The organism is Flavobacterium sp. 21.1 (assembly GCF_057801535.1).
This window is the reverse complement of sequence record NZ_JBYNXA010000005.1, coordinates 175,200-193,776: the sequence shown is the minus strand read 5'-3', so window position 1 is coordinate 193,776 and position 18,577 is coordinate 175,200. Positions and strand designations below refer to the sequence as shown.

Below are 18,577 nucleotides of genomic sequence, written 5' to 3'. Positions count from 1 at the left end.
CTTTAAAGAGTGTGCAATTTATTTTGTATGCTCTTTTTAGTTTATAGTACTTCGAGCGTTGGATTGTGGTTCCGAAGGTTTATTTCTAGGTATATCGATACTAGATTTTGATTGGTTTGGGTTTGGTGGAAAAGGAAAAGGATGGACACGTATTGTGCGCCCATCCCTATATCCCGAATGCCATTAATTTGAAAACAGCACTAATAGTTCGTGACAATTTTTCATTTTTAAATCTGAAAAAATGTCATTTTTAATGGATTGGCACAGTTTTCGATTTCTATCTACTGTATCTGGGAAACCAGAGTAACGTTCATAAAATTAATGTCTAACAATTTTAAAGTAAACAGTTATGAATCTAATTAAAAGAAACGAAAGCCCAATGCTCGGCTTTCCACGTACGCTTTTTGATGATATCTTTGGCCGTGAGCTTTTCAATTGGGAAAACACCAATTTCTCATCTACAAGAACTACTTTGCCATCGGTAAACATCAAGGAAAATGTGGACAGTTACGAAGTTGAAGTAGCTGCCCCAGGGATGGACAAAAACGATTTCAACGTCACCTTAGACGGGAATCTACTAACCATTTCGTCTGTAAAGCAACAAGATGAAATATCAGAGGAATCAAACTTCACACGTAGGGAGTTTAGTTATCAATCTTTTCAACGAAGCTTTGAGTTGCCTAAAGATGTGGTCGACGATGAGCACATTACGGCACGCTACGAAAACGGCCTACTGCTTTTAACTGTTCCGAAAAAAGAGGAAGCTAAGCAGAAGCCGCCAAGAATGATTGAGATTTCTTAATCACAGGTTATTTCACAGTTAAACATAAAAGCTGTCCTTTCGGATAGCTTTTCGGATGTAAAATTTTCTCCTATGTCATCGCAATTATTTTCAGGGATGGCTGTACTGTCGATAGTTGTTTTGTTATATCTTGTTGCTACGCAAGTTAAAGCAACCCTATTTTATTGTTTATATTTTTTTGGTCGGCACTGGGTCCGCAGCCCTGACTGCCATTCACGAGCCGAATATTGTTTCGGAGCTTGGGAAAATAGTTATCATCTTAATGTGTACCATTACGTGATATTTAAAAACGAAAAAATGGAAAGTTTATATTATATATCGCTCAATATCAAAACGGTTTCGGGAATAGATTCCTATGCAACTTATAATTTAGGAGAAGATAGAGAAAAAGCTATAGCAATCTTTAATCTACTCAAGGGTTCTTCTAAATTATCTGAACATTCTGTTTTGACCATGGATTTTACTGAAATGAGAGATGGAATCCCATTTCCTATCACCATGTTGGATTGTACCTTCCAGGAAGTAGTTTATAATACTAAAGTTATAACCCGTGAAATATTTAAAAACCTTAATTTTTAACTTTTAATCATTTTTATAATGGTTACTCTTTAATTAACAGGTTTAATAATTTTTAACTTAATTAATCATCTATATTCGTTTTTTTATAATCGTTTAAAACCTTATCTTAAATTTTTAATCAACTCAGATAGTGACTTAGTTTAGTAAAAAGGAAAGGACGAGAAATTAAATAAAAAATTTGATTTAGGAAGTGCTACCGGATAAATCAATTGGTTATATCCAGATGAAATTCACAAAATCGATTGTAATGTTTTTGAAGTATTTCGATACAAGAAAGGAATTCTCTATTCTCAAGGCCACATCTACAAATCCAAAGAAAGTAATAAACTATTTTTTTGGTCGAAAAGAAGTCTTAAGCTTTACACAAAACTCACTATGGTTTCAGTTCATAATCTTTTAGCTCAAATATCTTTTCAAAACAAAGAACAGCTTTTACTTCTTTTAAGAGATATTATAGAAAAAAGCAAGACTTGATTTAAAACTTTACAGTTGATTTTCATACCTTCGTAACATTATAAGCCACAATTAAATATTTACACGCCATGAGAGAAAAACTGTTTCTTACTACCGCCCTATTCTTTTTACCAATTTATGCACCTTTAGTTGCATTTAAAGTTTTTACCATTTTAAAGAAGTTTCTCTATCGAGACATAAGTTATCTTGCAACCGGCTTATCTTTTTGGTTTATTATACTCATCATTGCATTTATTCTAACTTGTAAATATCTCAATAGATTGATTTTTCATGATTTTAAACTACTTGACTTTTTAAAATTCCTTGCTTCTTTTGGAATTTTAATTTCAAGTTTTCTGTTTATTAGAAATGGTTTTGCGAAAATGTGTGACAAAATTCCAAATATACCAAATTACCTTGTAAAGAATATTGCTTATTTTTTCAGTAGATCTCTTAAAGTAAAAGAAAAAGGTTTGATTTTAATAAAAGTCAAACCTCCTAGTTTTAAATTTCCAAATTATTTAAGCCTATAAGTAGTACTCCTACCGCTTCCTTCCTGTTCCAGAATATCTTTTAGCATAAGGTCCTTAATATCGCGCAAGGCAGTATCTGTAGAAGTCTTATTGATTTTTGCATATTTCGATACATTGAGCACACCAAAGAAATCGTCGAGAAGTAAATGAAGTATTTTTTGTTGTCTGGCATTGAGTTGTGTTTCCCTATGTGTTTCCCAAAATTTTGCACGTATTAATGTTTTAGAAACTACTTCGTCTGTTTGTGCCATAGAATGCATAAGGCAATCCAGAAACCATTCTAACCAGGCCGTTATGTCTAAGTCTCCTTTTTGGGTGTTTTCCAATATGTCGTAATACTTATTCCTTTCTGCCTGTATTTGTGCTGACATGGAATAAAATCGTTGCGGACTTTGGTCTGCTCTTGCTAATTGTAAATCGGCAATTGCGCGGGCAATACGGCCGTTACCGTCGTCGAACGGGTGTATGGTTACAAACCATAAATGTGCTATTGCTGCTTTTATAACGGGATCTATACCCTGGCCTGTTTCCATCCAGTCCAGAAACTGTTGCATTTCTGGGGGTACTTTGGTGGCCTGGGGGGCTTCAAAATGTATTATTTCTTTACCCATAGGACCCGAGGTTACCTGCATTACATCATCACGCCACGTACCTACATTGATTTTATACATGCCGCTTCTTCCGGTTGGGAATAAGGCTGCATGCCAGTCGAAAAGCCGCTCGGCTGTTAATGGTTTGGTGTAGGATTGTGTCGCATCTAAAAGCATTTCTACAATTCCCTCGACGCTGCGTTCTGCTGGTACAGCTCCGGCAATTTCAATACCCAAACGTCTGGCTATGGAGGAACGTACTTGTTCCGGGTTGAGCTGTTCTCCTTCTATCTGACTTGTTTTTACTACATCTAAGGTTAGTGCCTCTAACATGGTTTCTTCCTGAAGTTTAAAACCTAAAGCCTGCATTTGCCCAAGTATCTTTCCTTGATTGTGCCTCACCGCTCCCAATAATGGAGAGATTTTATCGGCATCCCAAGTGAAATTTGGCCAGTCTTTTCGTTGATGTATGTACATAATCACCGCTATTTTGCGGTAAATATAAGATTTTTTTACCGCACTTTTATTGCTTTGCGGTGATTATTTGATTTTATTACCGCTTTTTTGCGGTGATTATTTTAGTTTTTCGCCGCAAAGCAGACACTAAACGCTAGATTAACTAAGATTACATTTTAAAAATGACAGACTTCAAATGATAAAGCGAGATTGCGTTGCAATCACTCGATTTTTACACCTTGACCATAAAACAAAAAAGCTACAACATCAATTTGTAGCTTTTCTGAAAGATTTCACTATACCTCTAAATAGATTCATGTTTTAATTGAAATTCCTGCTTAATAATTTCAAATTTGTGGTTACCGGAGTTTTCTTGAGGGAAATTGTATGATGGCAAAAAGAAACGGGGCTACAATAATAGTTAGAGAGATAGGAGAACGCTTTAGGGCGTTTTTTTTATTTATATAGTTTATTATTCTGTATTTCAATAAGTTTCAAAATTCAATTCAATAAACCACTTTTAAAAATTTGATTGAAAAACTTTACATTATAACTACTTTAATTGCTGTTTGTCGTTTTTTTGTAAGTAAAAGACTAATCATAACTAAATTAGCTAATGCATAAACTTTCAAGTTGTGCATAAATCAATTGAAATTTTCTACATAATTAAGGCTATCACAATACTGTGGCAAACCATTTAAATTTAAACGAAATGAAAAGACTTATTTGGATCACAATTATGACATTTACAGTTTGTACTAATGTAGTCGGACAAAATATTCACCACTTATCTGTTGATATACCCAACTCTTCGACATTCTATACAATGCAAAGACAATCAAATTGGTGTTGGGCAGCTTGTAATCAAATGCTTTTAAATGCTAAAAGAATTAATGAGACACAAGAAAATCAAGTTTTAAAATTATTTGGACAAATATTAAATAATGGTGCAGGCCCAGATTATGAATTAGCAAAACAAGCACTGGGGGGAGTTTACAAAGATTATTCAGGTAACACAGTAACTATTATTCCTTATGTTTCCTATTTGGGACAACACACTGATGACCCAATAGTTATAATAAATCATCTTCAACAAGGAATTCCCATTGTCATGGCTACTCAAATGCACGGAAGGGTTTGTGTGGGAATAGACTACGACACCAATGGTACTAACTATCAAATTACCAGAATAAGACTACTGAATCCTGCTAACCCAAACGGGATAGAAACATTTACTATGCAACAATTCGTTAGCCAGGGACTTATAGGATTTATGACTTACGACATTCAATAATTAAAACTATTTATTTATGAAAAAATATTTATTTATTTCCCTTATTTTTTCTTTTGCAATGTCATTTGCCCAAAAAATGAAGCAAAACATTCTTTTTCAAGAAAAGTTTGACAACAATAATAATGGTTGGTATAATACTTCCATAGAGCAAAGCGGTTATTCTGCATATGTAAGCAATGATGGAAGGTATGTTTGTAATTTACCAATTGGTAATAGTATGGGTTGGAATTGGACTTGGGTTGGAATTCCAAAAATTTTGACACAAAACATAGATAATGAAGAAAATGTTGAATTGCAATTTGAATGGCAGGTATTGCAAAATTCAAACAATTTCCGCCTTGGTCTTATGTTCGACACGTTCAACGTTACAAACTCTTGTCCAGGAGGAGATTTTAGAGTAGTTTGGATAACTGGAGATGACCGTACTATTTATACAAAATTTGCACAAACTAAAAATTGCAATGTAGACTATTTATGGGATATTGATGGAACAGCTGTTTCAAACAAAGGTACAAATACATTTAGGTTGGTGAAAAATAAGGCTTCATGGAGCATATTCATTAACGGAACAAATGTTTTATCTTTTGATTATCAAGGGAGTTTAAATTTAGATCATCTTAATTATGGAAGAGGAATTTATGCATTTGATAATTTTAAAGTTATAAAAAACACATTTACAGTTCAACAATCAACTAATGCTACATCTCCCACTACAAATACTGATAAACCAAAAATTTGGATTTTATTAGCTGGAATTGAAAAGTACATGTATCAAAAAAAACTCGATTATACAGTTGATGATATTAAAGCTATGTATAATTTTTGGACAAGTGCAAACGGCGGAAAAATTCCTAGAAGTCAAATTATATATTTACCTGATGACTATGCTTCAACAGATAACATCTTGAGCAATGCAAATAACCTTTTTTCAAAAGCATCAGAAAACGATGTTATTATAACGTTTCTGTCTGGGCATGGAGGAGTAGGCACATTTGCTACATATAATGGCAGTATGCAGTATGAGTACTTAAATAAAATATTAATGAAATCCAAAGCAAAAAAGAAAATTTGTTTTGTTGACGCCTGCCATTCAGGTTCATTTAGTAGTAAAGAAGTGTTAACTAACAATGGAGAAACTCTTAATGAAGATGAAGCATTAAATTTATTTTATCAATCATTGAGCAAATCTGGAAATGGTGTAACTTATTTATTAGCGTGCAAAGCTGATGAAACTTCAATTGAAGATGGAAATTTACAGCACGGTTTATTCACTTATTACATTTTAAAAGGTGTTAAAGGTGCAGCGGATATTGATAGAAATCATCTGATTACAATCCAAGAATTGTATGATTATATTAAAGTAAAAATACCTTCCTATAACAATGAGCAAAATCCCATAATAAAAGGAACGTATGACCCTGATACACCAATCGCTGCCTACTAAAGTAATACACATAAGAGCCTTTCCATGAAATTAGGAATGTAAGGAAAAATTCTACCTATTCTGCAAAAGATATTCTAGGCTTCTTTTTGCTTTTTTAGCAGTATGAAATTGTTACTAATTTGGGATAAATAGCTCCCGAAAAAGGAGTATTTGGTTTTGTAGTAGTTGGCTACTACCCGTTTAATCTGTTGTTTTTCGAATTTGGATTGAAAATCGTAACATAATACTTTAATCATATGAAAGAAATTTTTCGCTTCTTGCAACAACGGCAAACACAAAAACTTTCAGAAGAACAAAAGCAATTGGTTGGATTGCCCTTGTACCCTAACCAATCACCTTCTGATTTTGCAAAGAAATTAATCGAAGCTGTCGATAATAGCGATCAATATCGTTCTCTCATTTCCCAGTTTAGAGAAAAAGGAAACGAGAAAAACATTATCACAGATATTGATAAAATTAATACTGTTATTTATTCCATCTATGACTGGCTTAACTTTAAAGCAAAACCAGTTAAAATTGACGATTTCAAAAAGTTTGTCCAGTCTCTTCCATGGGAACAAGATTTTGATATTAAAGAAGAATGGGAGATTTATGCAGATAATTTGATATTAGCTATTTACGATAAAAACATAAGCATAAATTATTGCGTAGACTTTCAGTTACTGATTAAAATTTGTTATTTATTTATACTCTATATAGAGGTCAAAAACGGGAAGTTCATTCTCAAAGACAATCTCCGCAACGAACACATCAATGCCATATTGGATCTTCCGGTATTATTACCGGCGCTTTTGCTACATTCAAGATGCTCATGCAGTTGTTCAGAAAAAGGAAAAGTGGAACTGCCAGTTCTCAATAAAGATATGGCTGTTGCGGAAGGGCACGACAAAGACCCATGCATATGTAACTGCAATGATCATTGTCAAAAACCAAGTTCTCATTGTATTAGCATCAATACGTACGTTTCCGATCTCTTCATTATTAAAGAAGAACTAGCGCGATATGAAGCTGGTGATATAGCCGATATTGAAAACATCCTTGCAGGTGAAAATAAAGTGCGCCATCACCGCAATCTGTATAAGACAGAAGATACTATCGAGACAGAAAACGAAACCATCACCTCTGAAGAAAAAGATCATCAGGTTAATGAAAAGTTTTCATTGCAGTCAGAAGTTAAAAACACAATCGATACAAAAGTAGGTGTATCTGCAGGAGTAACTGCCACCATTAAATATGGAGAAGTAGCCACTATCACTCCCCATGCTAACGTTACAGTAAATTATTCTAAGTCACAATCAGAAAATATCGCTCGTTCCTATGCAAAAGATATTACAGACAGGTCTGTTAGCAAAATACAAGAAAAGGTTCGGAAGTTGCATATCAGTAAGATAATAATCGAAGAGGAAGAAAAAAACAAACACTCCATTAATAACACGCAAACAGGTGCGAATCACCGGGCAGGCATTTATTATTGGGTTAATAAAGTAACTCACGCCCAGGTTTTCAACCATGGTAAACATCTGATGTTCGATCTCATTTTACCCGAACCGGCATCTCTATTTAAAAAATTATATCAGGACAAAATCAGTTTGGATAAAAACAAAAACGAGCCACCAAAACCATCAGTTATATTAAATAATAAACCAACAAACAAACCACTTACCCCCTTATTGATTGATCGAACTAATTACGGTGAAATTCTCAGCTACTATGGTATTTCAACATCAGAAGATATTACTCCACCTGATCCGCTTACGGCTATTCAGTTTGCTTTCAGTCAGAATTTCAGCGAACAGGATCCCGGTAAAACAGCAGGTTTTTCTTCCAATGAATTTAAGTCCCCGCAAATCCCAGAAGGCTATAAAGCCAAGAGGATGAATTATGAAGTTGACTGTTCTACAGGGCATCCAGCAGGTACAGATCCAAATGATGAATTAGCAGTAACAGTGAATATAGGCAAGTATTGCATCTTTAGAGAATATTTAAACGAACACAAAGATGGCGGCGGCCAAATAAACCAAAATTGGTGGGGTCCGCAGGGTACAGCTTTGATGGATGGTGAAGAAGGCATTTTAACTTTAGCAATAGCCGGCTTTAGTACATTAGGACTTTCATTAAGTGGCACCGTAAGTATTGTTTGCGAATTAAAACCAGAGAGCCTTGAAAAATGGCAGGCTAAAATCTATAACATCGTTATGGCCGACTACAACCGTAGACTCGACGCTTATAATGCCAGCAATAATAAAAACGATCAGCTAATTCAAATCAAAGGCCGTAATCCTTTCCTTAATCGTGAAATCGAACGCAACGAACTCAAACGCCACATCATCGCTTTGTTAATGTGCAATTATTTTAACGGTATGGGATCCATGATGGAAAAAGTGATGCCCTGTGGTTATCCCGAAATCGACTTTGCTAAACTGGAAAAAGACGCCCCTGTTATCCAGTTCTTCGAGCAGGTGTTTGAATGGAACTATATCACTTATCTCTTTTATCATAGCATGTGGGCACGTAAATGCAAATGGGCTGAGCTCATAGATGAAGATTCCGGCGATGCGCTATTCGACAAATTTTTAACGGCTGGTGCCGCGCGTGTCCAAATCCCCGTTCGGTCCGGCATGGAAGAGCTGGCCGCCTGGTTCTTAAAAACAGGACAGATCTGGGGCGCCAGTGGCATTCCTCCTGTATCAGGTGATGATGATTATGTTTCTATGATACAGGAACTGAAAGAATCCAAGCAATGTGATTATACAGATCGCCCCGGTTTAATTGTTGCCACCAACGGAATCGATGTACTTAAATTAACAGACAGCACCTTCTATTGGGATTTTGTCAATAACCAACCCAACCCGTTGGTACTGGATAATGATAAGGACAGGGAACTCCTGCTTAACTATAAAATCTACCGCATCGTTAAAGTAGAACAAACCAATCCCGGTGATAACACCAGTTGGAATATTACCATCGACCGATTATATGAAGATCCCACTGCCCAAAATCTTAAACATGCAGTAGGAGCTTTATTCGTGGGAGCACCATGGGAAATTGTTATACCAACCAAATTGGTATATTTAAGGAACACGACAGATAAATTACCGGTTTATCCGCTCACATAGGTGTACGGATTTGACCTGCCTGCGGATTTTCTATTTAGGGATAATTAAATAAAGTTTATATCAGAATATTATGGACTATACTAACGATATTGATTCAAATTATAGGAACTTACAAACGCCAGCTCCACTATATGCGCAGGTACAAAATCCGGTATCTCCCAATGCAGTGCCGGCAAGCACCCAAGCAACAACTGCAGTAAAAACGCTTTTCACCTATGATTCTACTTTTACAGATTTTGCTTATCTCCTAGCAGATGCTTATTATCCAGGATCAACCCAAGTACCGATTAAAGACCTGCAATCTTTAGTGGATGAACTCCGTAAGTATAGCACTATAGAAACATTGGTATTTTTTACACACTCCATTCCTGGTTCAATAAGGTTGGGGAATGTTTACACTACTTCCTCAAATGTTAGTACAGAATTAGTTAAGTTAAAAGTAAAAGTGACCGGCAAAATTGTATTTGAAGGCTGCTCCATTATGCAAGACCCGATCGAAACCTGCAAAATGATAAAAACTATCGTAAATACTAACACTAAAGCAATAGGCTTTTCTTATTTCTCTATCACAGAGGCTGTAATATTTGATTGTAGCAAAGTAACAAATAAGGCAGACGTCGAAAAAAAATACAAAGAGTTTGACAATAAATATTGGCTCAAAAAATTACCACCGGCTGCCGATGCTGTGGGTCAGAAATTTATAATAGGCAGACGTTGGTTTAGAGAAACCTTAGATAACACAGTTCCAGAAAAAGTTCAGCGGGGTATAATGAGTTACGAAATGTTAACCAAAGTCACAGTAAATAACTTATTACAGGCAAAGCAATTGAAAAAAAAATATGAAGATCCCGTCACAGAAGGCGCCATAATCACAGTCACTAATATTGCTGACGTCGCAAAAGGATAAAGATCTTAACTTATTCCTTCTTAAATTTTTAATAATCTTTAGGTTTATAACCAACAGTGACACATTTTTTGAGGTAAAACAATCTCATACACCTTCTGTTGGCAGCTAAATCAGAACAATTTATTTACTTTCCTCATATGATAAAATGTTGGTAATACCAGTTTATGAGCATAATACCGATTTGTAATATGTATATGATTTAGACATATTGTTTCTTATCGTACCTTTATAGTGAGCAATAATGAACTTCAACGTAAAATTGTGATTTCTAAATTACGTGATGATTCAAATGAGGTTACTCATACCTATGAATTCTTTTATGAATATTCAAAGGATATGCATATTATAGCAAAACATCTTGTTAATTTAAAAGCTGGTAGTAATATTTTAAGATGTCTAACTTATCAAACTAACACGAAAAAAATTTATACATTACGCTTAATCATTCTAACCTCTTTTTCAAAAATCACCTGAAGGGAATCTTTGAATATTTTTTTTACAATCACTCCACTACAACTTTCATTTAAGCGTGTTTTATGTAATATGTTTCCAACTTTCAAAAGTATCAATTCATCTTTCTTTTCTTTTGATTTAATAAATCCGTAATATTTGACCACGGGAAAAGGAACAGCTATTTTAGATTTAGTTTGCTGGGTTTGAACTTTTACAATAGGTTTAGGAACGGCATAAACAGTAGGAGTAGTTTTCTTTACTGTGACCGGCAGGGATGAACTTTTTCCAAGAAATGGATCATTAGATAATGGCTCTAAAGCAAAAGTGTCTTTTTTAATTTTATCCGGTATATTGTCGCTTAAAGCGAAATGATTAGACGAGCTAACCTCATTAGCATAAAAAAAACGGTCGACATATTTGTATAAAACTGCACTCCACAATCCTAAAACAACCACAACTAAAAGTATATTAATCTTTTTTTTATTATCCATAATCACTTAGTTCACGGTAATTTTAAAAGAACTGCTATTAATCCCGCTATTCCCTGCAGCATCGATAGCGTGAACTCTCCAGTAGTAGTCTCCAGCCGTAGCAAAGGATCTCTGAAAACTTGCTGTGGAGGCGTTGGATGTTTGGATTATATTTAAAAAAGTAGCGTCTGTTGCTATTTCAATAACATAAGAAATTGTCGACTGAATTGTACCTGAATCCGCAGGGACACTCCAGCTAAAATCTACGTTTTGATCCAAAGGCTGACTAGAATTATTAGCAGGCAATACATTTAAAGGTTGATTAGGTGAAACTGTATCCAGATAAAAGAATCTTGAACTATACTGCGTTTCACTTGTAGCATTGACTGCCTTTACTTTCCATTCGTATTTTGCATCCTGATTTAATATGCTACTGCTTAGTGAATATGAAGTAGCTGTAATATTGGACTGCTGAAAAACAATGGTATTTGAATTCGTAACATTAACAATCACTAACTCATAATAATCGGCAGCGGCAAGGTTATCCCAGGAAATTACAACATTTTGCGAATTGGTATACATATTGTCCGATGGACTAGCTAGTAATACTTGCTGCGTACTCAAATCTTCGGTTTGAACAACCTGAAAATGAGCTGGCAATGAATAGGATGATTGGTAACCAAAATTCTCACCTCTCACCCGCCACTGATAATGTCCTTCATTCAGCGGCAATGTTAAATTTGTATGGTCTACCAAGGAGTCATGAAGCATAATCTGATCCTCATCAAACACTTGTATACGATATTTATCAGCACCAGTCATACTGCGCCACTGAAAATCCACCACATTGCTTTCAATGAGATCTCCTTCCTTTGGTGTAACTATTGTTGCCGTTTTATCAGTTATGTCTTCCTCCAGAACATCGTCACAGGAAAAGATCGTAACTGAAAGTAGCAGTAATAAAATTTTATTGAATGTTTTCATAATTATGGAAAATCAGTTTTAAATGTAAGACATCTGCTTTATTATTCTTTTTAGCCGTATAGTACTTCATACTTACGATTCGTGACAGCTTGAACTGTTTTTCAAAATCGTAAGCCATAGCAAGTAATTGGTTGGCATTTCCTGTTACGTCCAATTGATTTGTAATTATTATATAATTTTCATCCTTAAACGTATGAATAGGTTGTAAATCATTGACAGAAATTCGAGGATATCTCTCTGAAACAAAACGAATAACCTCCTGCTGAACTACTTCCTTTGACACTCCACCTTTCCCAATAACTTTATTTATCAACTCTACATCTTTGCTTAAGGCCTCCAACTGTTTTGATTTACTATTAAAGTCATTTACCTGCTCTTTTAATTGACTGTATTGTGCGTAGGTTTGAACCAGCTGACTAAAAGATCTTTTGTATGCCGCTATACTCAGCATTAAGAACACCACGAGCAATGCTGTAAACTTCTGTTTATATGTATACTGATTAAACATCGGCAATGATTATCTTGATTTCAAACCTGGAAGTATTTTTTTTATCCTGTTTCAGACTTACAATTTCAAATTTTTTGATCCACTTGATGGTCCCGAGCTTTTCAATCCAATTATTAATTGAAGCTCCATTAGCCGATTCTCCTTTTAAGACTATCTGTTTTGCTTCGAAATTTACTTTTTTATCAGCCTTAATCTCTTTTTCTGCAACAGGCACGACATTCAATTCATTTAATCTTATAGTGTTCGGCATTTCTTTCATTAACTCATAACTAAAATACGAAAGGAATTTGGATGACATTAACCCCGATTCATTTAAAATACCAAGTTGCTTTTCTTTTTGTTTTTCCAATTCCTTGATCTGCTTATAGGCCTGAGATGAGTAGACGCTCTGCAGGTTTAATTCGGCAGTTTTAGAACCGTAATACTGGATAAGAAAAAAACTTATCAAAAGTGACAGTAAAAAAAAGCCAAGGATTGCAGCCCCAAAATAATTAAACGCTTTTTTATATACTATCTCTTCTTTATCCAATATATCTGATTCCGACTTTAAGACTTTATCAGAGTTGATAAAAAATTGAACTACCGATGCATAAAGCGGCAATTGCGAACTATCTATTATATCGTTTCCGATTTTATACTGTTTTTGAGTAATTAGATCTGATGATTTCGTGTAGCTGATCAAAACATCATCTTTAAACTCCAATGATAAATCGTAAGCCAAAATAGTATCGTTCTGAATAGACGTTTTCAATAACGCAGCTATCATAGAACCAACGTAAACATCAATTATGTGATAAGCATTCTGCTGAAAAGCTGCAACTACTTCTTCTGCGTAGCTCTTTCTACAAAAACACATAAAATTTGCAGCAGTTGTATTATAACTGGTAAAATAAATTGCAGCGTGATCAATATTTTTCAGCCAATTCGTATCGGCTTCGTTATTATAAGAAATTTGTTTATTCAAAACGCCTTTTCCGTCAAGAACCACTATTACTGGTAATTTAGAATCTGTTTTTTGTTTTAAATCAGAAAAAGATCTAAAGGACTGTCTGTTGGTAACAGCAATTTTACTTCCTGCTTTTTTTACCGTTAGGACATTATAAGACAAATCACCTTCTCCCTTGATGACACCAACAACATTAACCGTATTAAACTTCAATATTTTAGATAAAAATGAAATCATTAGTATACAATTGTAGGTTTAATAAAGATATGCAATTTAGAAGTAGATTTCCCTTTCTTTCTACTGCTAAAAAACCATTTAATTATTGGTATCCTTGAAAGTAAAGGTGTACCTGTTCCGGAATCTTCTTTTTTAAGCTCATCCAAACCTCCTAACAAAATCATTTCGTTATTCTTAACCCTTACCAATGATTCAAACTTCTGAGTAGCTTTACCAGGAGGAGCATTCTCCCCTGCTCTTCCTAAAAACGAACTTTTGTCTACAGTAATTGTAAGCGTAACATTTTCATCTGTTGATACAAATGGCTTTATACTTACCGTAAGATTGGCGTCTGTAGACTTCCATGTACCGGAATTAAGGATATCGTTCCCGATATTATTATTTATCAAACGGTTACTCTGTTCAAAATAATAGCTTGTTTCCCCTATTGCCAATTTTGCTTCATGTCCACTAATTGTGGCTATTTTAGGCGTGGATTCAATTTTTACAATAGAATTGTTTTCCAACAATTTAAGATTCATATAGAATGCTTCCGTAACTTTTCCTATCTTAAAAATCCCAAATCCGTTAAAAGCACTGATCAAATTATTTATCGATGACGAGTTAAGATTTACATCTTGAGTGGGAAACAGAACCCCTCCTGTTTGCTGCTTATTAAGCTTATCCAAACCTGCTTTCATGCCCGTTTGTACATCGTGTCCTTTGTTGTACTGAGCAATAATCACTTCAATTTGAACCATCGGAACCACTTTATCTATCTGTTTTATATACACCTTAAGCTCTTCTAAAGTGGTACGTGGCCCAGAAACAATTAGTCCGTTTAGTTCTACAAACTCTTTTATTTCTAATTTTTCAGTAAAAATTTTAGGTAATGATTGAAGCACGGATTCGATAGAACGATTCTCAAGAGCAATCATTTCAGTTACCCTAAGACTTTCCGTGGTATGCTCACCTATTAAATACATATTGTCAATCTTGCGATATGAGTACTTCTTCCCGGTAAAAACATTGTTTAATAGGTCATCGAACGTAATATTATCTGCGGAAAGCGTTGTCTTTTCATTTTCCGGTTTATTGTACATAAAGTAATTAATGTGCAGTTTTTCGGCAGCTTCCGTTAACAGATCTGCGGCATCAGCGACATTCGCCTTAACATTTAAAAAACCCGTCTTGTTTAAATCAACCTCAAAATAACCGGGCGCTCCCTGACTAGCTTTAGGCTGCTTTGATTTAGTCGATGAATTGCTGCTCGCTTGTGCAGCTACACCTTCCCTGTTTTTATCAAGGTAATAAAACCCGTTATCATCTTTAGTGGCAACCAGATCGTTTGATTTTGCCATCATTTCTATGACCTGATCAAACGGACGGTTTAAGATATAGGATGATACTTTAAGGTTCTTAACATCAGGCGACAAAACAATGTTTTTCCCTGACTTATCCGTAATGGCCTTTGCTACGGCAGGAATCGAATCGTTTTCAAGCTTTACCGACAAGAAGTCATTTTGTGAATTGTAACTCACATCGATGGCCTTAAGCATTTTCTTTTCTACGACTTTGACTTCCTTCCGCTTTCTGAAAGTCATAATATTGTTCATAAAACCGACTTCCAGATCGTATTTCTGTACCAGATGCAGGAATACATCTTTCACGGTCACATCAAAGAAATTATTGACCACCTGTTGATCCAATCCTGATTCAACGTCAATATTTAACTGATGTTCCTCGGCAATCGACGAAATAAAATCGTGCAATGTCAACCCGGAAACATTAATCTTTAAAACCTCATTTATACCTTTTTTCTGTTTAGCGATTTCGTCGAACTTTGCGCTAAGTACATTTATATCCTCCTGAGCAGCTACAATATTGGTAAATAATAATCCTATAAGAATCAGGGCAATTTTTTTAAGCATAATTACTAATTAATATGGCATATACTTCATCTAAAGAAGTTTCACCGTTGGCCAGCAAATCGAAAGCTTTGTCGGCCAGTGATTTATGATTTTTATCGTCCGAAAACGATTTTGTTACTGTATTGTTCTTGATCTGGTCTGCAATCAACTGATTTACCCGCACAACCTCATAAAGAGCCGTTCTGCCACTGTATCCTGTATGATAGCACTGGTTACAGCCAACCGCTTTATAATGTTTAGTGATTTCAAAAGGTAAAACATAACCTATTGGGAAATCTTCTTTTTTAAAAGACTCCCCTGTTTTACAGTGTTGGCATAATTTTCTAACCAATCGCTGCGCCAAAGAAAGGTTTAGGGTTTCTGCAATTAGATAAGAAGGAACCCCCATATCGATAAGCCTTGAAATAGTTCCGACTGCAGAATTAGTGTGAACGGTAGACAACACCAAATGCCCGGTTAAGGAGGCTCTAATTGCCATAAGCGCCGTTTCTGAATCACGGATTTCACCTAACATGATAATATCAGGGTCCTGTCGAAGAAACGATTTTAGTGCCGAAGCGAATGTAAGACCGATATCTTCTTTCAATTGCACCTGATTGATTCCTTTTAAGGTATACTCAATAGGATCTTCCACAGTTACAATATTTCTTTTCGTATCGTTTAACAAACGTAAAGTGGCATATAGCGTTGTTGTCTTTCCTGAACCCGTGGGACCACTTATCAAAATGATTCCGTTGGGTTTCTTTACCGCTTCGAGATATTTCCCAAGTTCTTCCGGCTGGAAACCTAAAGAACTCAAATCAATATTGGAAGCATCCTGACCTAATAGACGCATTACAATTTTTTCACCGTATAGTGTTGGCAGCACCGAAACCCTTATGTCAAAAGTTTCGTTTGTAATCCTTCCATCCTGCGGCAGTCGTTTTTCGGTAATATTAAGCTTGGCTTTGATTTTTACCTTATTGACCAACTCCAGATAGTTTTCCCTTTCAATCTTATAGCGTTCGATCAACTGGCCATCGATCCGGAAACGAATACGCGCCTGCTGTTCATAAACTTCAAAATGAATATCACTGCATTTCAGCGATTTTGCTTCGGACAATAAATCTTCAAGAAAATCGGCTTTGTCTACTGAGAAAGATTTACTGGTTTGAAATTGGCGTTCCTTACGGTAATACAACGACAATGCTTTTTCAATGGATTGTGAAGAAACACTTTTCAGTACAACATCTTTCCCTAACAACAAACTCAGTTCTTCTGCAATATCCGGATGATTTTTGGTTTCATCCGCAAAAAACTCCAAATCGCTATCCCCTACCTGTTTGGGAACTACACGGTAATGGTTCGCCAAATCGTTGGATATGACGTGCTGAATATCAGGCAGAATATGTATTTCAGTCATTATACCAGTGTCAGTTTTGTAAAGTTAAACAGCAGATCGGAGGCAATTATCATAAGCAACAACAGCGAAGAAAACCCTGCCAAGGGAACCGTTTCCTGAGTTGATTTTTTTTTAATAAAAACAGTTTGCATCACAATGGCAAAAACCATTGATGCGATAAAATAAATGGCATACTCCCGCAACATAAAAAAAGGAGTAATCGCCAGATAGAACAGTACATCCCCCAACCCGAAATAATGTTCAAACGGGTTAAGGAACTTTTTGGCTTTGATGTTCATGTAAAGCACCAGAAATACAAAAATGAGGCAAAAGAAAACGATATTGAAAGCAACCGTTTTATAATTTATCACCGCTTTAGCCTGAAACAGTGTCAGCCCAAAAATCAATAGCGGAAGCAGTACATGGATTCTCCTGTACTTCCAGTCCTGCCATACCATGAGCAGTAAACACAACACCAAGCCTGCGATTACAAACATTTATTCCTTGGTTACTTCGGTTAGGAGTTTTTTGCTGTCTATTTCCCAAGTATTGAAAGCACCGTCACCGTCCAAATCGGAAACGGAAGTTGCTCTTGCCAGAAACGAGTCGTTGGAGGCTTCCACGATTTCGATTTTATACACCGCCTGTCCGCCTTCTTCTACGGTAGCTTCCTGTTCGAAACCTAATTCTTCGAGATTGGAAGAGTATTTGGAATAGCGGTAAAAATGGCTTTTCTCCAAACCGTATACCTGATTAAGCATGGCCTGTGCTTCTATGGCTTTAGCCTGCCCTATAACAGATGTTTGGTTAGGTAACACCATTAAAAGCAAAATCCCGATGATACACAATACAATAAGGATTTCGGTTAAGGAATATGCTTTTACTGAGGCTCTTTTAATTTTTTGTAACTGCCTATTTAGTAGCTTTTTCATGTTAAAAAAATTTGGCGCAAAGAACCAATTTTTTTTTGAAATTGACTAACTATTTCAAGAGGAAAATTGTGACTAAAAAAATTTTAACATTATCACTTACAAATCGATTTGTAGGATTGTTTTATTTTCTTTTTGGACGGAAAACTATTCTCTCATTATACCTAAAGAATATAGTTCAAATCACCTAAATGAGTTGACAAAAAAGCTATGTCACAAAACTGGGTCAAAATTTCTGTGACACCTGTTTTGTGATACAGATTTCATCACGAAATAGATATCACAAAATATGGGTACATGATATTTGGTGATGATAATTTGTCATTATAACTACCTCATTACGAGTTGACAGTCTTGTTCTGAAAAAATGAAGAATCTTCTTGTAGTGGCTTTGTATTGTGTTGACATGGCGATTAGTTTAAAAAACAAAACTACAACTTTTTACGGTTGTAGTTTTTTCTTTGTCACTTTGTAGGTACGGATTGCAAATCCGCGCTATCGGGTGTTTTTGATTGTTTGTTTTGTGGGCACGGATTGCAAATCCGTGCTATCAGGGGATCGCAGTTTTTTGTTTGTTATACCTCA

At 35.4% G+C, this 18,577-nt stretch carries 16 protein-coding genes; 7 read left to right on the top strand and 9 right to left on the bottom strand.

All coding sequences use genetic code 11. The annotated features are described in order from the left end of the window. The first annotated feature begins 349 nt into the window (after nucleotides 1-349). From AC3E9U_RS12745 to AC3E9U_RS12735, 3 genes are all read left to right on the top strand, one after another. Nucleotides 350-802, top strand: a complete 453-nt coding sequence (locus AC3E9U_RS12745) for an Hsp20/alpha crystallin family protein (RefSeq protein WP_488747299.1) — start codon at nucleotides 350-352, stop codon at nucleotides 800-802. A 72-nt stretch (nucleotides 803-874) separates the two neighbouring features. Further along, on the top strand, nucleotides 875-1,381 hold the full coding sequence (locus tag AC3E9U_RS12740; protein ID WP_488747298.1) for a hypothetical protein: 507 nt from the start codon (nucleotides 875-877) through the stop codon (nucleotides 1,379-1,381). A 542-nt stretch (nucleotides 1,382-1,923) separates the two neighbouring features. Further along, entirely contained in the window at nucleotides 1,924-2,367 is a 444-nt protein-coding gene (locus tag AC3E9U_RS12735; protein WP_488747297.1) for a hypothetical protein, read from the top strand. Here the strand turns inward: AC3E9U_RS12735 and AC3E9U_RS12730 are convergent. Beyond that, nucleotides 2,352-3,434, bottom strand: coding sequence for a Fic family protein (locus tag AC3E9U_RS12730; RefSeq protein WP_488747296.1), 1,083 nt, complete (start codon nucleotides 3,432-3,434; stop codon nucleotides 2,352-2,354). The two genes, AC3E9U_RS12735 and AC3E9U_RS12730, sit on opposite strands and share 16 nt — an antisense overlap. A 691-nt stretch (nucleotides 3,435-4,125) precedes the next feature. On the opposite strand from AC3E9U_RS12730, the gene AC3E9U_RS12725 reads away from it, so the two are divergent. From AC3E9U_RS12725 to AC3E9U_RS12710, 4 genes are all read left to right on the top strand, one after another. Next, the gene (locus AC3E9U_RS12725) at nucleotides 4,126-4,707 is read left to right on the top strand and encodes a papain-like cysteine protease family protein (RefSeq protein WP_488747295.1); all 582 of its coding nucleotides are present in this window, start codon (nucleotides 4,126-4,128) and stop codon (nucleotides 4,705-4,707) included. Nucleotides 4,708-4,723: 16 nt separating this feature from the next. Next, nucleotides 4,724-6,151, top strand: coding sequence for a caspase family protein (locus tag AC3E9U_RS12720; protein ID WP_488747294.1), 1,428 nt, complete (start codon nucleotides 4,724-4,726; stop codon nucleotides 6,149-6,151). 236 nt (nucleotides 6,152-6,387) lie between these two features. After that, nucleotides 6,388-9,267 carry a hypothetical protein gene (locus tag AC3E9U_RS12715; RefSeq protein WP_488747293.1) on the top strand — a complete coding sequence of 960 codons (2,880 nt, stop codon included), beginning with the start codon at nucleotides 6,388-6,390 and terminating at the stop codon, nucleotides 9,265-9,267. Between the two features lie 70 nt (nucleotides 9,268-9,337). Then, nucleotides 9,338-10,174 carry a hypothetical protein gene (locus AC3E9U_RS12710; RefSeq protein WP_488747292.1) on the top strand — a complete coding sequence of 279 codons (837 nt, stop codon included), beginning with the start codon at nucleotides 9,338-9,340 and terminating at the stop codon, nucleotides 10,172-10,174. A 425-nt stretch (nucleotides 10,175-10,599) separates the two neighbouring features. Here the strand turns inward: AC3E9U_RS12710 and AC3E9U_RS12705 are convergent, their stop codons facing one another. The 8 genes from AC3E9U_RS12705 to AC3E9U_RS12670 are packed head-to-tail and all read right to left on the bottom strand — an operon-like array spanning nucleotide 10,600 to nucleotide 17,995. Further along, nucleotides 10,600-11,118: a hypothetical protein gene (locus AC3E9U_RS12705; protein ID WP_488747291.1), complete on the bottom strand. Its 519-nt coding sequence runs from the start codon at nucleotides 11,116-11,118 to the stop codon at nucleotides 10,600-10,602. A gap of 6 nt (nucleotides 11,119-11,124) precedes the next feature. After that, nucleotides 11,125-12,081, bottom strand: coding sequence for a hypothetical protein (locus AC3E9U_RS12700; RefSeq protein WP_488747290.1), 957 nt, complete (start codon nucleotides 12,079-12,081; stop codon nucleotides 11,125-11,127). Then, complete coding sequence (locus AC3E9U_RS12695; RefSeq protein ID WP_488747289.1) at nucleotides 12,065-12,589, bottom strand: hypothetical protein; 525 nt, start codon at nucleotides 12,587-12,589, stop codon at nucleotides 12,065-12,067. The genes AC3E9U_RS12700 and AC3E9U_RS12695 overlap by 17 nt, the downstream gene beginning before the upstream one ends. Continuing rightward, nucleotides 12,582-13,772 carry a hypothetical protein gene (locus AC3E9U_RS12690; protein WP_488747288.1) on the bottom strand — a complete coding sequence of 397 codons (1,191 nt, stop codon included), beginning with the start codon at nucleotides 13,770-13,772 and terminating at the stop codon, nucleotides 12,582-12,584. The genes AC3E9U_RS12695 and AC3E9U_RS12690 overlap by 8 nt, the downstream gene beginning before the upstream one ends. Further along, a complete protein-coding gene (locus tag AC3E9U_RS12685; protein WP_488747287.1) occupies nucleotides 13,772-15,682 on the bottom strand; it encodes a type II secretion system protein GspD in 1,911 nt (636 codons plus the stop codon). The genes AC3E9U_RS12690 and AC3E9U_RS12685 overlap by 1 nt, the downstream gene beginning before the upstream one ends. Continuing rightward, nucleotides 15,675-17,084 carry a GspE/PulE family protein gene (locus AC3E9U_RS12680; RefSeq protein ID WP_488747286.1) on the bottom strand — a complete coding sequence of 470 codons (1,410 nt, stop codon included), beginning with the start codon at nucleotides 17,082-17,084 and terminating at the stop codon, nucleotides 15,675-15,677. Before AC3E9U_RS12680 ends, AC3E9U_RS12685 begins: the two co-directional genes overlap by 8 nt. Beyond that, entirely contained in the window at nucleotides 17,084-17,560 is a 477-nt protein-coding gene (locus AC3E9U_RS12675; RefSeq protein WP_488747285.1) for a prepilin peptidase, read from the bottom strand. Before AC3E9U_RS12675 ends, AC3E9U_RS12680 begins: the two co-directional genes overlap by 1 nt. Further along, nucleotides 17,561-17,995: a type IV pilin protein gene (locus AC3E9U_RS12670; RefSeq protein WP_488747284.1), complete on the bottom strand. Its 435-nt coding sequence runs from the start codon at nucleotides 17,993-17,995 to the stop codon at nucleotides 17,561-17,563. Between the last annotated feature and the right edge of the window lie 582 nt (nucleotides 17,996-18,577).